At 35.0% G+C, this 18,356-nt stretch carries 12 protein-coding genes and 1 tRNA gene; 3 read left to right on the forward strand and 10 right to left on the reverse strand.

Annotated features, from left to right (window positions below):
- Window positions 1-28 precede the first annotated feature (28 nt).
- The 5 genes from DB891_RS05570 to DB891_RS05590 all read right to left on the reverse strand — a co-directional run bounded on the left by DB891_RS05570 (window position 29) and on the right by DB891_RS05590 (window position 7,031).
- The gene (locus DB891_RS05570) at window positions 29-577 is read right to left on the reverse strand and encodes a c-type cytochrome (protein WP_116761432.1); all 549 of its coding nucleotides are present in this window, start codon (window positions 575-577) and stop codon (window positions 29-31) included.
- 8 nt (window positions 578-585) lie between these two features.
- A complete protein-coding gene (locus DB891_RS05575; RefSeq protein ID WP_116761434.1) occupies window positions 586-1,110 on the reverse strand; it encodes a DUF3341 domain-containing protein in 525 nt (174 codons plus the stop codon).
- Window positions 1,103-2,506: an NrfD/PsrC family molybdoenzyme membrane anchor subunit gene (gene nrfD, locus DB891_RS05580; protein ID WP_116761437.1), complete on the reverse strand. Its 1,404-nt coding sequence runs from the start codon at window positions 2,504-2,506 to the stop codon at window positions 1,103-1,105. Before nrfD ends, DB891_RS05575 begins: the two co-directional genes overlap by 8 nt.
- Window positions 2,507-2,542: 36 nt before the next feature.
- Complete coding sequence (locus DB891_RS05585; protein ID WP_116761439.1) at window positions 2,543-5,596, reverse strand: TAT-variant-translocated molybdopterin oxidoreductase; 3,054 nt, start codon at window positions 5,594-5,596, stop codon at window positions 2,543-2,545.
- A 100-nt stretch (window positions 5,597-5,696) separates the two neighbouring features.
- Entirely contained in the window at window positions 5,697-7,031 is a 1,335-nt protein-coding gene (locus DB891_RS05590) for a c-type cytochrome (protein ID WP_116761441.1), read from the reverse strand.
- 218 nt (window positions 7,032-7,249) lie between these two features.
- On the opposite strand from DB891_RS05590, the gene DB891_RS05595 reads away from it, so the two are divergent.
- Complete coding sequence (locus DB891_RS05595) at window positions 7,250-7,639, forward strand: SPOR domain-containing protein (protein WP_116761443.1); 390 nt, start codon at window positions 7,250-7,252, stop codon at window positions 7,637-7,639.
- 228 nt (window positions 7,640-7,867) lie between these two features.
- Here DB891_RS05595 and DB891_RS05600 read toward each other — a convergent pair whose 3' ends face one another.
- The 4 genes from DB891_RS05600 to rimP form a co-directional block, all read right to left on the reverse strand.
- Entirely contained in the window at window positions 7,868-8,629 is a 762-nt protein-coding gene (locus tag DB891_RS05600; RefSeq protein ID WP_116761445.1) for a 5'-methylthioadenosine/adenosylhomocysteine nucleosidase, read from the reverse strand.
- Between the two features lie 144 nt (window positions 8,630-8,773).
- Entirely contained in the window at window positions 8,774-11,740 is a 2,967-nt protein-coding gene (infB, locus tag DB891_RS05605) for a translation initiation factor IF-2 (RefSeq protein ID WP_116761447.1), read from the reverse strand.
- A gap of 112 nt (window positions 11,741-11,852) precedes the next feature.
- Window positions 11,853-13,106 (reverse strand): transcription termination factor NusA, encoded by a 1,254-nt coding sequence (gene nusA, locus DB891_RS05610; RefSeq protein ID WP_116761449.1) that lies wholly within the window; start codon window positions 13,104-13,106, stop codon window positions 11,853-11,855.
- Window positions 13,107-13,119: 13 nt separating this feature from the next.
- Window positions 13,120-13,584: a ribosome assembly cofactor RimP gene (gene rimP, locus DB891_RS05615; RefSeq protein ID WP_116761451.1), complete on the reverse strand. Its 465-nt coding sequence runs from the start codon at window positions 13,582-13,584 to the stop codon at window positions 13,120-13,122.
- A 175-nt stretch (window positions 13,585-13,759) separates the two neighbouring features.
- Here rimP and DB891_RS05620 point away from each other — a divergent pair, with 175 nt between their 5' ends.
- Entirely contained in the window at window positions 13,760-14,584 is an 825-nt protein-coding gene (locus DB891_RS05620) for a universal stress protein (RefSeq protein WP_116761453.1), read from the forward strand.
- A gap of 94 nt (window positions 14,585-14,678) precedes the next feature.
- Here DB891_RS05620 and DB891_RS05625 read toward each other — a convergent pair.
- Window positions 14,679-14,749, reverse strand: a tRNA-Gln gene (locus DB891_RS05625).
- Between the two features lie 273 nt (window positions 14,750-15,022).
- Between DB891_RS05625 and DB891_RS05630 the strand changes: the two genes are divergently transcribed.
- Window positions 15,023-18,298, forward strand: a complete 3,276-nt coding sequence (locus DB891_RS05630; RefSeq protein ID WP_116761455.1) for a glycosyltransferase family 117 protein — start codon at window positions 15,023-15,025, stop codon at window positions 18,296-18,298.
- The last annotated feature ends 58 nt before the right edge of the window (window positions 18,299-18,356 follow it).

An 18,356-nucleotide genomic window follows, 5' to 3' on the forward strand; every position in this document is an offset into this window, starting at 1 on the left:
CTATTACGATCAGTTTGTTCAACAATTATTATTGTGCTTTTAGTTTAAGAACATAGTCAGCAACTAACCAACGTTCGTGAGTACTCATTTGATTAGCATGTGATCCCATAGCATTTAAACCATACGTTTCAACATAAAAAATACTTCCTTCAGTAATTTCTCTGTCTTTGTAATTAGGAACACCAAGAAATTTTTCTCTTTCAACTAATTTTCCATTACCATCACCACTACCTCCATGGCAGCTGATGCAGTAAATTTCATAAAGTTCTTTTCCTTTTTCTGAATTTTTCTCTTCAACTGTTAAAGGAGAAATTAAATTAGCCTTAGCTAATGCATAACCTTCAGGCGTATTTGCATAGTCAAAAGGTTCAAAACCTCTATTTATTGATCCTGCAGCAGGAAGTTGAGCTTCATTACCGTTTTTAAATACATCAACTGGTGCGGTTGCATACGTTTCAGCACTTACGGCTTCATACATATTTGGAAAATATTGATAATTTGGGTTGGCATCATTATGACATGAAGCAACTAAAATCATTAAACCAAATATAAGTGTTATTTTATATAAACTTTTCATATCTACAATTAATGCTTATCGATTACTTTAACTTCTACTGCACCTGTACCCTCAAAAAAAGAAATCAATTCTTCTTCATTGTTATTAACAGCTACTTCCATCAAGAAATGGTCATCTGTTGTTCTCACATCAGGATTTTCAGCTTCTTTAAAAGGCCATAATCTACTTCTCATATAAAAAGTGATTACCATTAAGTGAGCTGCAAAAAATACTGTTTCTTCAAACATAATAGGCACAAAAGCTGGCATATTATCAATATAACTGAAACTTGGTTTACCACCAATATCTTGAGGCCAATCTTGAATCATAATAAAATTCATCATCCAAGTTCCAAAAGATAAACCACACAAACCATATATAAAAGCGCAAATTGCTAATCGTGTTGGTGCAAGTCCCATTGCTTTATCCAATCCGTGAACTGGAAAAGGGGTAAAAACTTCTTCAATATGATGATGAGCTGCACGTGTTTTTTTTACGGCATCCATCAAAATATCATCGTCATTATAAATGGCGTATATAACTTTATTACTCATGATGTGAATTTTTATTAGCTTCTCTTTCTTTAATATAACGTTCTCCAGTAGCTTTCAATATTGTTTTTACCTCGGCTTGTGCAATAACAGGGAATGTTCTAGCATACAATAAGAAAAGTACAAAGAAGAAACCTATTGTTCCGATAAAAATTCCAATATCTACAAATGTAGGGGAGAACATTGTCCATGAAGATGGTAAATAATCTCTATGTAAAGAAGTTACGATAATTACAAATCTCTCAAACCACATTCCAATGTTTACAACAATTGAAATGATAAAAGAAAACATAATACTAGTTCTTAATTTTTTGAACCACATGAATTGTGGAGAGAATACGTTACAAGACATCATTGCCCAATAAGCCCACCAGTAAGGTCCGGTAGCTCTATTTAAAAATGCATATTGTTCGTATTCAACACCTGAATACCATGCGATGAATAACTCAGTAATATAAGCAACACCTACAATCGAACCTGTAATCATAATTACAATGTTCATCAATTCAATATGTTGAACCGTAATGTATGCTTCAAGATTAGAAACTTTTCTCATAATGATAAGCAAGGTGTTCACCATTGCAAATCCAGAGAATACCGCTCCAGCAACAAAGTATGGAGGGAAAATCGTAGTATGCCATCCTGGTATAACAGAGGTAGCAAAGTCCATCGATACAATAGTATGCACAGAAAGTACAAGAGGAGTTGCCAAACCAGCAAGAACTAATGAAACTTCTTCAAAACGTTGCCAATCTTTAGCTCTACCGCTCCATCCAAAACTTAATATAGAATAGACTCTTTTATTAAAAGGAGTAATAGCTCTATCACGTAACATAGCAAAATCAGGCAATAAACCAGTCCACCAGAAAACCAATGAAACCGAAAGATACGTTGAAATTGCAAACACGTCCCAAAGTAAAGGAGAGTTAAAGTTTACCCATAATGACCCAAACTGATTTGGAATTGGTAATACCCAGTATGCTAACCATGGACGCCCCATGTGTATAATTGGAAATAAACCTGCTTGTATTACAGAGAAAATTGTCATTGCCTCCGCAGAACGGTTAATGGCCATTCTCCATCGTTGACGGAATAATAATAGCACCGCAGAGATAAGTGTTCCTGCGTGACCAATACCAACCCACCAAACGAAGTTAGTAATATCCCAAGCCCAACCAACTGTTTTATTTAATCCCCAAGTTCCAATACCGGTAGATACAGTGTAAATAATACACCCCATTCCCCAAAGGAAAGCGGTTAATGCGATTGAAAACACAATCCACCATTGTTTATTTGCTTTACCTTCAATAGGTGCGGCTACGTCTACAGTTATATCGTGATAAGATTTATCACCAATAACTAAGGGTTTTCTAATGGCTGCTTCGTAGTGAGACGACATAATCCTTTATTTGATTCTTAATTAATAATTTTTGTACTAGGTATTTCTAACTTTAACGTGGTATACAACATTTGGTTTTGTACCAACATGCTCCAATAAATGATAACTTCTTTCGTCTTCTGCAAGTTTTGCAACTACAGCTTCTTTATCATTTACATCTCCAAACACCATTGCTCCAGTAGAACAAGCATTTGAACAAGCAGTTTGGAATTCTCCGTCTTTTATTGCTCTTCCTTCGTTTTTAGCTTTCAAAATTGTCGCTTGTGTCATTTGAATACACATTGAACATTTTTCCATTACTCCACGAGAACGAACGTTTACGTCTGGATTTAAAACCATACGTCCTAAATCATCATTCATATGATAATCGAATTCGCTGTTTTTGTTGTATAAAAACCAGTTAAAACGACGTACTTTATAAGGACAGTTATTAGCGCAGTAACGAGTACCAACACATCTGTTATAAGCCATTTGATTTTGACCTTGACGACCGTGTGATGTTGCAGCAACTGGACAAACAGTCTCACAAGGAGCATGATTACAGTGTTGACACATTACTGGTTGGAAAGAAACCTGTGGATTATCTCCCGCTTTTTCCATTTCATTAAATGTAGATAATGAACTAGACAAACCTGCGATATTCTCTTTTCTTTCATTGTCCCCTTCAAAAGTACTTTCAGAAGAATAGTATCTATCAATACGCAACCAGTGCATATCTCTACTTTTTCTCACTTCATCTTTACCAACAACTGGAACGTTATTTTCAGCGTGACAAGCTATTACACAAGCACCGCATCCTGTACAAGCATTTAAATCGATAGAAAGATTAAAATGATGTCCTGTAGAACGATCAAATGAACCCCATAAATCTACTGATGTAGCATCAACTTCTTTATGATCCAAAGAAACCTTTGGCTGTTCATTCCAAATTTCAGCATCTTTGGTATTGAATATTTCTAAAGAAGTTTCTTTGATAATATCCCCTCTACCCATCAATGTTTTTTGACCTTGAACACAAGCAAATTCATGTACTCCGTCAGCTTTTACTAATGTAATAGATTGTACATTATTAAAACCATTATATAAGGCATAAGCATTAATACCTACTTGCATTTCTTCTTTCAAAGCTGCTTTACGACCGTAACCAAGAGCCATACCAACAGTTCCAACAGCTTGACCTGGTTGTACAATAACAGGCACTTTCTCAAATTTAACACCATTAGCGGTAAGCGTAGCATAACTACCATTCAAACCACCATCAGCAACAATCTCATTTGAAAGTCCTAATTTTTTAGCGTCTGCATTTGAAACAGTAACATAGTTATCCCAAGATACTCTCGTTAATGGATCTGGGAACTCTTGCAACCATGGATTGTTGGCTTGTTGACCATCTCCCATTCCTGTTTTAGTATACAATACCAATTCAAGACCAGCAGCAGGTTTTGATTGCGCCAAAGCATTTGCGGCAGCGCTATAATCAGCAGTACCGGCTGGAGCCGCAGGTATAACACCTACATAAACTCCATCGTGCAAAACTTTATTCCAAGAAGAACCAGCAATAACTGAAGCTGAATACCCTTTCAAGTAATCATAGTAAGCACCTGGAATACCGTTTATAGACAATAAAATATCTTGAAATTGTTTTGTATTGAATAATGGACGAATAGTTGGTTGAGTAATACTATACGTTCCTTTTGTTAAAGTCAAATCTCCCCAAGCCTCTAAATAATGAGGAACTGGAGCAGCAATTGTAGTTAACGAAGCCGTTTCATCTTCTTTTAAAGATAATGAAACAGATGTTTTAACCTTTTTCAATCCTTCAACAAATGATTTACTATCTGCCAAAGTATAAACTGGATTAACACCACTCATTATTAAAGTATGAACACTTCCTGCGTTCATGTCTTTCAATAATTGAGCTACTTTTTCGTTTGATCCTTTACGGATTTGTCTAGTTCCTGAAGTATTAAATGCTTCACTAGCCAATACTTGATTAATAGCCAAAACTAATAATTGAGCATTTTTATCTTGAATACCAGATACAAGAAGTCCTTTTGAACCAGCTGCTTTTAATTGCTGAGCTGCTTTAGTAACTTCTGCCTTATAAGCTGCATCTAAATTAGTTGCAACTGATGATCCAGTAATAATATTATAAATAACAACTAATGCTTGTTTTTGATTCGCAGTTGACATCGCAACACGCTTATCGGCAGCAGCACCAGATAAAGTCATATTCGCTTCTAATTGAAAATGACGAGACATTTTTCCGTTTTTCGGAATTCTACCTTGGGCATATCCTGTATCGTATGATCCACCTTGCCAATCTCCCAGGAAGTCAGCTCCTACAGAAACAATTAAAGAAGCTTTTGAAAAATCATAATCCACTAAAGCTCTTTCACCATAAACAGTTTCAAATGCATCTAAAGCTTCCGAAGAAGAAACAGCATCATATATTACATGTTTAGCATTAGGATTTTTAGCAATAAAATCAGCAATCAACTTTTCAGTAGATGGACTTGCCAATGTGTTTGTCAAGAATACAACTTGACCTCCTTTTGCTTTAGCGTCAACAATACTAGATTTTATTTTTGAATCAACCGCTGACCAAGAAGAATCTTTAGCATCTACTTTAGGTTCTTTCAAACGCATGCTATCATATAATGACAATATAGAAGCATGAATTCTAGCGTTCGCAGTAAATTTAGCTCCAGCGATAGTGTTATTATCAATTTTGATTGGTCTACCTTCACGAGTTTTCACCAAAAGGTTAGCAAAATCAAAACCATCAAAAACAGAAGTTGCATAATAATCTGCTACTCCAGGAATAATTTGCTCAGGTTGTAACACGTAAGGAATTGACAAATGCACGGGACCTTCACAAGCAGCAAGAGATGCTGCCGCTGTACTAAAACCAACGTACTTTAAAAAGTCACGACGCGTAGTTGAAGAAGAAGACAAAGCTGCTTCATTTCCTAAAAATTCATCAGTAGGAATTTCTTCAACAAATTCGTTATTTCTAAGCGCCTCAACAATAGAACTATTTCCGTCTAGCTCTTCAACACTTTTCCAGTATTTTTTGTTTGATGACATATTATATATAAATATTAATCTTAATTATTATTTTTTGTTTCAAGTTTTTTGCTTCAAGTTTTAAGTTTACAGAAAACTTAAAAATTGGAACCTAAAATTTCTAGTAATGGCATTTACCACATTCTAAACCTCCCATTTGAGCGGCAGTCAATTTATCTACACCATACTTTTTAGAAAGTTCAGCATGAATTTTAGTATAGTATTCATTTCCTTCCATTTTAACATCGGTTTTTCTATGGCATTCAATACACCAACCCATTGTTAAAGGAGAGAATTGCTTCATAATTTCAAATTCTTGAACAGGACCGTGACAGGTTTGACATTCAATACCAGCAACAGTAACGTGTTGCGAGTGATTAAAGTAAACAAAATCAGGCAGATTATGAATACGAACCCATTTTACAGGCTCTGTTTTCCCTGTGTACGATTGCGAAGTAGCATCCCAACCCACAGCTTTGTATAATTTTTGGATTTGAGCGTCGTAAAAAGCTTTACTGTATTCTGGTGTAGCTGTAGTTTCTGCAACTTCAGAAATACTTTTATGACAGTTCATACAAACATTCAAAGAAGGAATTCCAGCAGTTTTACTTACACGTGCCGCAGAGTGACAATATTTACAATTGATTTCATTATCTCCAGCATGAATCTTATGTGAATAATGTATTGGCTGAATTGGCTGATAGTTTTGATCTACCCCTACTTGCATAAAGAAACCATACACAAAATAAGCGCCAGACAACAACAAAAATATTGCAGTTACTAAAACCAAAAATTGATTTCTAACAAATGCTTTCCAAACAGGCAATGAAGGCTCTTTTGAAGCAACTTCGATACCATTTGCAGCAGCAACTTTTCTTAAAACCCTATTAACCAAAACTAACATTACAATAAGTATTGCCATCACTAATGACAAAGCACCTAAAATAACATTATTAGAAATTCCAGTACCTTGATCTTCAGCTCCAGCAACAGGCGCAGCTCCAACAACAGCAGCAGGCGCTTCAGCTTTTGGCTCAGAAGTATACGCTATAATATTATCAATATCCCCTTCTGACAACTGAGGAAAAGCAGTCATTGGAATTTTGTTGTTTTCTTCAAAAACTTTGACAGCATCTGCATCACCAGATTTAATCAAATCAGAACTATTATGTATCCACTTGTACAACCAACCCACTTCTCTTCTAGAAGCCACATCCCTTAAAGCAGGACCTGTAGATTTAGCATCAAGCTTGTGACACGCAGCACAATTTGCATTAAAAAGTTCTTTACCCTTTGCCGCATCGCCACCAGTAGCAGCCGCAGGAGCCGCTGAAGTTGAAGCATCAGCAACAGGAGCTGCATCTTGCGCAAATGAAGTTAAGGAAATACTCAACATTAAAGCTAAGCTTAAAATTAATTTCCTTGAAATCGAATTATGGTTACCCACCTTTTCCATATAGTATAATGATTATCTACTAAAAACTTACTCGCTTATTTTACATAAATGTCAAATAACAACGAATCTTTATTTAAAAATTTCGACAAAAATACGACTTAAGAACTATTCACAAAAACTTAAAATAATCTTAATTATAATTTATATTAAATCTAAATAATGATTTTGATTTTCACTAACCCATTAAATACTATTTTTGCATTTTAAACAATCACATTATGAGAATTTTAAGATCCCTAAAATCAGTACTACTTTATACTATCCTGTTAAATTACAGCAACACTTTAAAAGCACAAAGTCAGAATTCAACCCTAAATCAAGACCCGAAATTCGAGCAAATATTGAATGAAAAAAGAAAAATAAACACCAATTTACCTTACAATGACCGCTACAAAATTCAAATATTCAACGGCCCAAGCGAAACCGCTAAAAAAACTTTGAGCGAGTTCAAACAAGAATTCAAAACTATAGATGGCACCATTATTTTCAACACACCCAATTACAAAGTATGGGTTGGAAATTTTAGAAATAGAATGGAAGCGGAGCGAAATCTTATAGAGATCAAAAAAAAGTACAAAACTGTATTTTTAATTAAGCCAAGCAAATAAACTACTAAACAAGGCTTATTCAATTCACACACCTACTCCATTATATAAACTAAAATCTGATTCAAGTTAATTTTTCTTTCGATTTACATTTTCTTTAAACAATAAGTACCTAAGCAAAGACAACATTGATTCTCTTTGCTTTTTTTATGTATTATTAAATTTAATTCAGGTTATAACGGTGCTTCTGTATTTAATCCCAACTGTTTAAAAAAACCTATTGCAAACAAATTACTCCTTTAGTAAAGCCTGAATAATTGCAACTCCAAATTTAGATGCAACTTGCCCCACAAACTCTTTAAAATCGACAGATGAAGATTCATTTGCAGCATCCGAAATCGTGCGGATAACCACAAAAGGAATGCCGTATTCAAAACACACTTGAGCAACTGCCGCTCCTTCCATTTCCACACACAATACATCAGGAAGCAACCTTAAAAGATTTTCTTTTTCACCATTATTAGCAAAAAATTTATCCCCACTAGCGATTTTCCCAAGAAAGACTTTTGGATTTGAAATGAAAAACATTTCTCTTTGTTTCAATGAAATCAGCTGCAATAATTCTTTAGCACTTTCTAGTTTCTTAACTTTATGAAATGATTTTTCCAACAACTCTTTTGGCGGAAACAATTCCGTTTTACCCAATAAAGGAATTTCAAACTGCTTCATAATAGGACGAGCATCCATATCATGCTGCACCAAACTACTCGCAACAACTATATCTCCAACGGCCAAATCCGGGCTAACAGATCCCGCAACACCTGTAAAATACAATTGCGTAATCCCAAATTCTACCATTAAATGGGTTACAGTCGTGGCGGAAGCTACTTTTCCCCAACGGGAAAAAACTACTACTACTTCTACTCCATTTATTGTGCCTAAATAATAGGTACGCATTCCCTTTACTAATTCTTTCCTATCCTTAAGTAACAAAACTATGCCGTTTATTTCTTCAGGCATTGCACCAAGAATCCCAATTCGGTTCATCACCATTTGCTATGTATTTTAGATTATTAATCTGTATCTCTTCTTTCAAATAAAGTTCTAGCTTCAGCCAGCCCCTTATTTCCAAATTATGCTTAAATAAAAAAAATCCCAACGAATTGGGATTTTTTAAACTTTAAATATATCGAAATTCTATTTCAATTTCTTCTTGATCGCTACTTCATGGTACGATTCAATAATATCTCTTTCTTCGATATCATTATATCCTTTCACTTGAATACCACAATCGTATCCTTTGGCAACATCTCTTACATCATCTTTAAATCGCTTCAATGCTAATAACTCTCCAGTAAAGACAACCACACCATCTCTGATAATTCTCATTTTGGCGTTTTTAACAATTTTACCATCCATAACCATACTTCCTGCAATAGAACCAACTTTAGAGATTTTGAATATCTCTCTAATTTCAGCAGTACCAAGAACTTCTTCTTTCATTTCTGGCGCTAACATTCCTTCCATTGCATCTTTCAAGTCATCGATCGCTGCATAGATAATAGAATAATAACGGATATCAATTTCTTCTTTGTCTGCCAATTGTCTCGCATTTCCAGCAGGACGAACATTAAATCCAATAATGATTGCATCCGAAGCAGAAGCCAACATAACATCAGTTTCTGTTATCGCACCAACTCCTTTATGAATGATATTAATTTGAATTTCGTCAGTAGATAATTTAGAGAACGAATCAGACAAGGCTTCAACAGAACCATCCACATCTCCTTTAAGGATAATGTTCAATTCTTTAAATTGACCTAATGCAATTCTACGTCCAATTTCATCTAATGTAATATGTCTTTGTGTACGTACTGATTGTTCACGCATTAATTGAGAACGTTTAGCTGCAATTTGTTTTGCCTCTTTTTCGTCTTCAAAGATATTGAACTTATCACCCGCAGTTGCCGCTCCATCAAGACCTAAAACTGATACTGGAGTCGAAGGACCTGCAACAGTAACTATATTTCCTCTCTCATCATGCATGGCTTTAATTTTACCATGATGCTTTCCAGCCAACATATAATCACCCACTTTCAGGGTTCCATGTTGCACTAATATAGTCGAAACGTATCCTTTTCCTTTGTCCAAGAAAGCTTCAACAACCGTGCCTTGAGCTGCTTTATTAGGATTCGATTTCAAATCTAACAATTCCGCTTCTAATAATACTTTCTCTAATAATTCCTTAACACCAGTTCCCACTTTTGCAGATATATCGTGAGATTGAATTTTCCCACCCCAATCTTCAACAAGAAGGTTCATTCCAGCTAATCTTTCTTTTACTTTTTCAGGATTCGCATTTGGTTTATCAATTTTATTGATAGCAAATATAATTGGAACCCCTGCAGCTTGAGCATGAGAAATTGCTTCTTTGGTTTGCGGCATGATGTCATCATCTGCAGCAATTACAATAATAGCGATATCTGTTACTTGAGCTCCACGTGCACGCATAGCAGTAAACGCTTCGTGACCTGGTGTATCCAAGAATGCGATTTTTTGACCGTTATCCAAAGTTACTCCGTAAGCTCCAATATGCTGTGTAATTCCACCTGACTCACCTGCAATAACATTTTCTTTACGAATATAATCCAGTAAAGATGTTTTACCGTGATCGACGTGACCCATTACAGTAACAATAGGCGCTCTGAATACTAAATCTTCTTCTTTATCAGCAACAACTTGGATTGCTTCTTCAATATCTACCGTGATAAATTCAACTTCATAGCCAAACTCATCGGCAACAATAGTTAAAGTTTCCGCATCAAGTCTCTGGTTCATGGTAACCATGATTCCAAGTGACATACACGTTCCAATCACTTTAGTAATTGGCACATCCATCATGATTGCAATTTCACCTACAGTAACAAATTCAGTAACTTTTATTGTTTTACTTCCTTCGTCAATAGCTCTTTGCTCATCATCCGATTTCTGACGGTGTGTATCTCTTTTATCTCTTCTGTATTTTGCCGCTTTAGATTTACCACCTTTTCCTTGAAGTTTTTCAAGAGTTTCACGGATTTGGTTTTTAACTTCCTCTTCTGTTGGCTCCACTTTTGCTACAATAGCAGGTCTGTTTCCTTTTACGAATCCAGGTCTAGCACTTCTGTTAGCATTAAAACCACCTCCTCCTGTGTTTGGAGTGATTTTGTTAGGATTAGGCGCTCCCGGAACTGCAGGCGGCCTAGGCGCACCCGGTTTCGGAGCAATTCTTTTGCGTTTATTTTTGTTAGCACTATTCGCTCCCGCTGCACCTGGCGCACCTGGTTTATTAGGAGTGATTTTAGGCTCTTCTTTTTTCTTTTTAGGTTTGTTGAATTGAGACAAGTCAATAACTTGACCAGTCAAAGTAGCACCCGAAAGTTTTTGATACTGAGTTGTGATAGATTCCTCTACTGGAGTTTCTCCAGCAACAGGTTCCACTTTTTTCTCAGCAACAACCTCAGGTTTCTCCACTTTTTTAACCTCTTTAATACCAGGTATATGTTTTACCTCTTTCGTTTCCTCAACTGGTTTTTCAACGATAGTTTTCTCAACTACTGGTTTTTCAACTACTGGTTTTTCAACTACTGGTTTTTCAACTACTGGTTTCTCAACAGAAGGTTCTTTTTGGATCGGTTTTTCAACAGAAACCTCATTCTGAATAGCTTCTTTTTGAACAGGCTTTTCTTCTTGAATTACATCTTTAGGAGCGATCACTTTTTCAGCAATAACGGGAGCAGGAGCTACAGCAGGTTTTTTAGGATTAAGATCAATTTTCCCTACTTGAACAGGCCCTGACAAAACAGCTCTTGCTTTAATAACTTCTTGTTGTTTCAATCGGTCTTCTTCAAGTTTGCGTTTGTCTTCAACTTCTTTTTCTCGCTCAACACGCAACGCCTCTTTCTCTTTCCTTTTCTCTTCGCCTACTTCTTTTGAAGCTTCTTTATTCCCCTTGTCGCCTGCAAACTGACTTTGTAGGATATTAAATTCCTGATCAGAAATTTTAGCGTTTGGATTTGCCTCTATAGCAATTCCCTTATCTTTTAGATAATCCACAGCTCTTTCTAACGAAATATTTAATTCCCTTAAAACCTTGTTTATTCTAATAATTCTCTCTTCAGACATAAAACCTTTTTATTATTACCTTTTTTGTTATTCCTCACTTTACTTCTAACTCGATACCTACCGAGCAAGAATTAATTGTAAAGTGGCACGTTTATCGTTGAAGATCTATTGACTAACTGTCAAATTCTTCTTTCAATATTCTCATTACATCTAGAATCGTTTCCTCTTCTAGGTCTGTTCGTCTAACCAAATCCTCTACATCTTGTTTCAAGATACTTTTAGCAGTATCCAAACCAATTTTTGCAAATTCTTCAATTACCCAATCTTCAATCTCGTCTGAAAACTCTGTTAATTCAACATCATCATCATCTGATGTAGAACCAGCAACGTCTCCTTCACGGATTACATCCAATTCATAACCGGTCAATTGACCTGCTAATCTAATATTGTGTCCACCTCTACCAATTGCTTTTGAAACTTCTTCCAGCTTCAAAAACACTTCGGCTCTTTTGGTTTCTTCATTAATTTTAATAGAAGAAACTTTAGCAGGACTTAATGCTCTTGTAATATACAATTGAATATTACTAGTATAATTAATTACGTCAATATTCTCATTTCCTAATTCACGAACAATTCCATGAATACGAGAACCTTTCATACCCACACAAGCTCCAACTGGATCAATACGATCATCATAAGAATCTACGGCTACTTTTGCTTTTTCACCAGGAATTCTCACTACGTTTTTAACCATAATTAAACCGTCAAAAACCTCTGGGATTTCTTGTTCAAATAATTTCTCCAAGAACTTTTCAGAAGTTCTGGACATTATAATTTGAGGCTTGTTTCCTTTCAATTCAACACTTTCAATTATTCCTCTAACATTATCTCCTTTACGGAAAAAATCAGAAGGTATTTGTTTTTCTTTTGGCAATATGATTTCGTTTCCTTCATCATCAACCAAAATAACCACTCTAGGACGCACATGGTGTACTTCGGCAGTATAAATATCACCAATAATATCTTTAAATTGCTTGTAAAGATTCGTATTATCGTGTTCGTGTATTTTAGATATTAAGTTTTGGCGTAAAGCTAAAATTGCTCTTCTACCCAAATCTATTAACTTCACTTCTTCAGAAACTTCTTCCCCAATTTCAAAATCAGATTCAATTTTTCTAGCTTCAGTAAGAGTTATCTCTTCATTTTCAAAATCCAAATCCTCGTCAGCAACGATTACTCTTCTTCTCCAAATCTCCATATCACCTTTATCAGGATTGATAATGATATCGAAATTATCATCTGAACCGTATTTTTTCTTCAATGCATTTCTAAATACATCTTCCAAAATTGCCATAAGCGTTACACGATCAATAAGTTTATCATCTTTAAACTCTGAGAATGAATCGATTAATGCTAAATTTTCCATGCGAATTCTTTAATTAAAATGTTACTGTAACAATTGCTTCTTTAATATCTGAGTAAGGAATTTGCAATTCTTTTTGAACTGTTTCTTTTCCTTTACCTATTTTTTTGGGTTCTCTAGCTTTCCAAGACAAAATTATAAAAAGATCATTAGCTTCAACTAATTCTGCTTCAATATTTTCTGTAGCAGTCTTAACAATTAATGTTCTTCCTATGTTTTTTTTGTATTGTCTAACCAATTTTAATGGCGACCCTACTCCTACTGATGCTACTTCTAAAGAAAAATCTTGTTCTTCCCTATCTAAATTATTTTCAACTGCGCGGCTAATATCAATGCAGTCTTGTAAAACCACACCATTATCCCCATCAATACCTATAATAACTTTAAAAGCATCCGTAATGGTCAGATCAATTAAAAAAACCGTTGGCTTTTCTAAAAGAGCTTCATCTAATACTGCTATTACTTTTTCTTTGAATGTCATATCTTTATAAAAAGAGGGGACATTAGTCCCCTCATTATTTAAGTTTTAATAAATAACGGTGCAAATATAGTGTTTTTTTATAAATCAAAAAAAATTGATTACTATTAAAAAAAATTATACCTTTAAAGTATCAACAAAACCCTGTTTTTTTTACAGGAATAAAAACTAACCTACCATGAAAAGAATACTAATTCCTACTGATTTTTCAAAATATGCCGATCAAGCCATTGAAGCGGGAGCTCAAATTGCCAAAAAAAACAATGCTGAAATCGTTTTAATACATATGTTAGAATTGCCTGGACAAAGCAACGATGCCGTAACTGGTGAAACAAGCATTCCTGCGATCATGCTGTTCAAACAAAAAGCAGATGAAATCCTCAAAAGCATCAAAGACCGCCCTTATTTAAAAGGAATTCCAATCACAGAAGTCATACTATTAGACAATGTATACAAAGGAATAGCCACTTACGCCAATAAAAACGACATTGACCTAATCGTCATGGGATCGCATGGAAGTTCTGGATTCGAGGAAATATTCATAGGAACCAACACTGAAAAAGTGGTACGCCTATCAAACATTCCTGTCTTAATCATCAAACAGGAAGTAGATCAGCTAGATATCAAAAAAATAGTTTTTGCATCCGATTTTTCAAAAGAAATAAAAAAACCATTTCTTGAATTACTGAAATTCGCCAAGATTTTTAACGCAAAATTAAAACTGGTAATGATTTGCACCCCAAACAGCTTCAAAAGCACAACTGCTGCCGAGAAAATAATGAAAGAATTTGTTGCCGAATTCGACATGCCTGACTATTCAATGGAAACCTACAACGATACAAATATAGAAAAAGGCATAATCAACTACGCAAATGCAAAAAATGCCGATTTAATAGCTCTTTGCACTCATGGAAGAACCGCCTTAACCCATTTCTTTAGTGGCAGCATATCCGAAGACTTGGTAAATCACACTTCAAGACCAGTGGTCACATTTAAGATTTAAACCTAAACACATTCGATTTCACATTCGAAAACCTCAAACACACCCCAAAATAAAAGGCATAAAAAAAAGCCTCTCAAATTTGAGAGGCTTTCTGTTGGTCTACAAGGACTCGAACCTTGAAAGACTGCACCAAAAACAGTTGTGTTACCATTACACCATAGACCAATTCCGTTTTGCTTAGCTACTGTTGTTTTGCTTAGCGAGTGCAAATTTAGAACAAAATTCAGTTTGCGCAAATTTTTTTTGGTTTTTTATTTAAAAAAAATGAAAATAATTTTCTTTTCACAAACCAACACCCTCTAAAATACTAATAAACATAAAGTTATCAAAATCGAATTCTTTTACATAAAATTACAATAATGGAGACAAACATTAAAAAAAAAAACATTTTCTTTGTAACACAAAAAATAAATATAAAAAAACACAGAAAACTACTATATGGCATCTTTCAATTTCAATAAATGGAATACGATTACAGGCTGGGTTGCATTTTCAATCGCATTAATAACCTACACTCTTACGGTTGAACCTACCATGAGTTTTTGGGATTGCGGAGAATACATTGCTACAGCAGCAAAATTAGAAGTTGGCCATCCACCAGGAGCACCTTTGTTTCAAATGATTGGAGCCTTTTTTGCCATGTTTGCCATAGACAAAGAACATATTGCATTAATGGTAAACATGACCTCTGTTTTTTCAAGTGCCTTTACTATACTATTTATGTTTTGGTCTTCTTCTATGATTTTGAAGAAAATAATTTCTCAATATACTGAAATCAACAAAGACAACGCTATTGTCATTCTTGGCAGCTCTTTTGTTGGAGCACTAGCATACACTTTTTCAGATAGTTTTTGGTTCAACGCCGTAGAAGCCGAAGTATATGCGATGGCTTCCTTACTAATTTCTCTACTTTTATGGTTGGGATTACGTTGGGAACAAGAAATGGACACGCCAAGAGGGAATCGATGGTTGCTATTAATTTCATTAGTGGTTGGACTATCGTTTGGCGTCCACTTTATGGCTTTATTAACTATTCCAGCAATTGGATTTCTTTATTTCTTTAAAAATCACAAAGTAGTAACGATAAAAAACTTCATCATTGCCAATATTGTAGTTGTATCCGTTTTGCTTTTTATCTTTAAATTATTACTACCATTAACAATGGCATTCTTTGGTAAAACCGAAGTTTTCATGGTTAATTCAATGGGACTTCCCTTTAACTCGGGGACAATTTTTGTAACATTACTTCTTATCGCATTCTTCTATTTTGGATTGAAATACACCCGCAAAAAAAATCTTGTACATTACAATACGCTTATTTTATGCGTTCTTTTTATTCTAATAGGATTTTCAACTTGGTTGATGTTACCTATACGTGCCAATTCAAATACCGTAATTAACGAAAACAAACCTTCGGATGCCGCCGAAGTCCTAGCTTATTACAACAGGGAACAGTATGGTGTAAATCCATTATTTTACGGCCCACAGTACACTGAAACTTTTGCAGGATTAGACGCTGACAACCCTTACCGCGACAAAGCACCTAACTACGAAAGAGATTACAAAACGGGCAAATACGTTATTGTAAACAATTATAAAAATGCGGAACAAAATAGTGACGACAATCAAAAAACCATTTTACCAAGAATGTGGAGCCCTGATCATGTTGAAAACTACATGAATTTCACAAATCCACCTGCATTTAGAATGAATCCCGACTACCCTTATGAGGATGATTTAGCAAAATACGGCTTAGACCCAAATCAATTAAGTGAAGAAGATTACAATAAAGCCATTGCTCAATTAAAGAACGAAACCGAAAAAACCATTGCCGAGTTTAGACAAGCTTATGCTCAAAAACAGATCGACAATGAAGGCTATGTTTCTTTTCTGAAACATTACGGTGATTACTTAATCATCGAAAAGCCAACTACCGCAGACAATTTTAGCTTTATGTTCGAATACCAATTTGGTTATATGTACTGGAGGTATTTAATGTGGAATTTTGTTGGAAGACAAAACGACGAACAAGGAAGATACGATTATTTGGACGGAAACTGGATAAGCGGAATTCCATTTATCGACACTTTACATGTAGGATCTCAAGACAATTTACCCGCAGACGTTTTGAACAACAAAGGACGCAATGTTTATTTCTTTTTGCCTTTTATATTAGGACTTATTGGGATCATGTATCATGCAAGCAAAGACAGAAAAAGCTTTTATGTTTTACTGGTTCTATTCTTATTTTTAGGAATTGCATTAAAAATATACCTGAATGAAAGACCTTTTGAGCCTCGTGAAAGAGATTATGCATTAGTAGGCTCATTCTATGTTTTTGCCATTTGGATTGGTTTTGGAGTTTATTCATTATACGAAAGCCTTCGCAGCTACTTAGCTCCAAAAATTGCTGGCCCAATACTTATTGGCGGATGCTTATTGGCCGCTCCAGCACTTATGGCATTCCAAAATTGGGACGACCATGATCGTTCTGAAAAATACACCGCCACTGCTATGGCAAAAGCGTATTTACAGTCATGCGACCCTAATGCTATTTTATTTACCATAGGAGACAATGACACTTTCCCTCTTTGGTACGCCCAAGAAATAGAAGGCATCCGTACCGACATAAAAATTGTTAACACGAGTCTTTTTATGACGGATTGGTATATTGATCAAATGAAAAGAAAAGCATACGAATCGGAGCCTTTACCAATTTCGTTTATTCATGATGAATATGTAGGTGATAAATTAGATTATGTTGCCCACATCCCTAAAACAGAAAGCCGTTGGGACATAAAAGATTTTATTGAATTTATAAAAAATCCAAAATCGACTGTTGAGATGCAGAATGGACAAACTATTCATTTTTACCCAACCAATAAAATTAAATTTCCAATTGACAAAGCCACCATCATTAAGAATAAAGTAGTTGATCCAAAATTGATTGACTCTATCGTTCCTAGCATTGATATTGAGATAAAAGGAAGTGCTTTATACAAAAACAGATTGATGATGCTGGATCTTATCGCCAATAACAACTGGAAAAGACCTGTTTATTTTAGTGGAGGTGCTTTTGATCCTGAAGATTACTTATGGATGAAAGAATATCTTCAACTGGAAGGTATGGTTTATAAATTAGTCCCAATAAAAACAGCATTACCAAAAGATGCTGGCCAAATGGATATGGGAAGAATTGACTCTGAAAACATGTACGCCAAAATAATGAAATGGGATTGGGGCAATAGCGAAAGTGACAAAATTTATCACGATCCTGAGACCAGAAGAGAAAGCTTAACCTACAGAATGAATCTATCCCGTTTGATGAACCAACTCATTGCAGAAGGAAAGACAGACAAAGCAAAAAATATCATTGAATTGGCCATGACAAAAATGCCTTTGGAGAAATTTGGATACTACTCCGTATTGGAGCCATTTGCAAAAGGGTATTATCAGGTAGGCGATAAAGTAAAAGCTCATGATTTACTTGAAAAATTAATTGGCAAATATACCGACAATCTTAATTATTATTCAAAATTAAGCCCGTCTGAGCAATCAGGCATCACGATGGAGATCATTACAGATCTAGAGCGTTATAGAGGATTATTACAAGTAATGAAAGAAAGTGGAGATACCACGTATTACAACAAAAGCAAAAAAACTTTTAATACCTATATCGAAATATTCGCTCGTTTTGGACGTGAAAAAGAATAATTTTTAGATTTAGAACCTCTCAAAAAATGTAGTGCTGATAAAAAAGCACTGCATTTTT

The organism is Flavobacterium laiguense (genome assembly GCF_003097655.1).
Taxonomy (GTDB): Bacteria; Bacteroidota; Bacteroidia; order Flavobacteriales; family Flavobacteriaceae; genus Flavobacterium; species Flavobacterium laiguense.

Coding starts and splice junctions, on each gene's coding strand:
- DB891_RS05570 (WP_116761432.1), bottom strand. CDS start 577: ATGAAAAGTTTATATAAAATAACACTTATATTTGGTTTAATGATTTTA.
- DB891_RS05575 (WP_116761434.1), bottom strand. CDS start 1,110: ATGAGTAATAAAGTTATATACGCCATTTATAATGACGATGATATTTTG.
- DB891_RS05620 (WP_116761453.1), top strand. CDS start 13,760: ATGAAAAGAATACTAATTCCTACTGATTTTTCAAAATATGCCGATCAA.
- rimP (WP_116761451.1), bottom strand. CDS start 13,584: ATGACATTCAAAGAAAAAGTAATAGCAGTATTAGATGAAGCTCTTTTA.
- DB891_RS05595 (WP_116761443.1), top strand. CDS start 7,250: ATGAGAATTTTAAGATCCCTAAAATCAGTACTACTTTATACTATCCTG.
- nusA (WP_116761449.1), bottom strand. CDS start 13,106: ATGGAAAATTTAGCATTAATCGATTCATTCTCAGAGTTTAAAGATGAT.
- DB891_RS05630 (WP_116761455.1), top strand. CDS start 15,023: ATGGCATCTTTCAATTTCAATAAATGGAATACGATTACAGGCTGGGTT.
- DB891_RS05600 (WP_116761445.1), bottom strand. CDS start 8,629: ATGGTGATGAACCGAATTGGGATTCTTGGTGCAATGCCTGAAGAAATA.
- nrfD (WP_116761437.1), bottom strand. CDS start 2,506: ATGTCGTCTCACTACGAAGCAGCCATTAGAAAACCCTTAGTTATTGGT.
- DB891_RS05590 (WP_116761441.1), bottom strand. CDS start 7,031: ATGGAAAAGGTGGGTAACCATAATTCGATTTCAAGGAAATTAATTTTA.
- infB (WP_116761447.1), bottom strand. CDS start 11,740: ATGTCTGAAGAGAGAATTATTAGAATAAACAAGGTTTTAAGGGAATTA.
- DB891_RS05585 (WP_116761439.1), bottom strand. CDS start 5,596: ATGTCATCAAACAAAAAATACTGGAAAAGTGTTGAAGAGCTAGACGGA.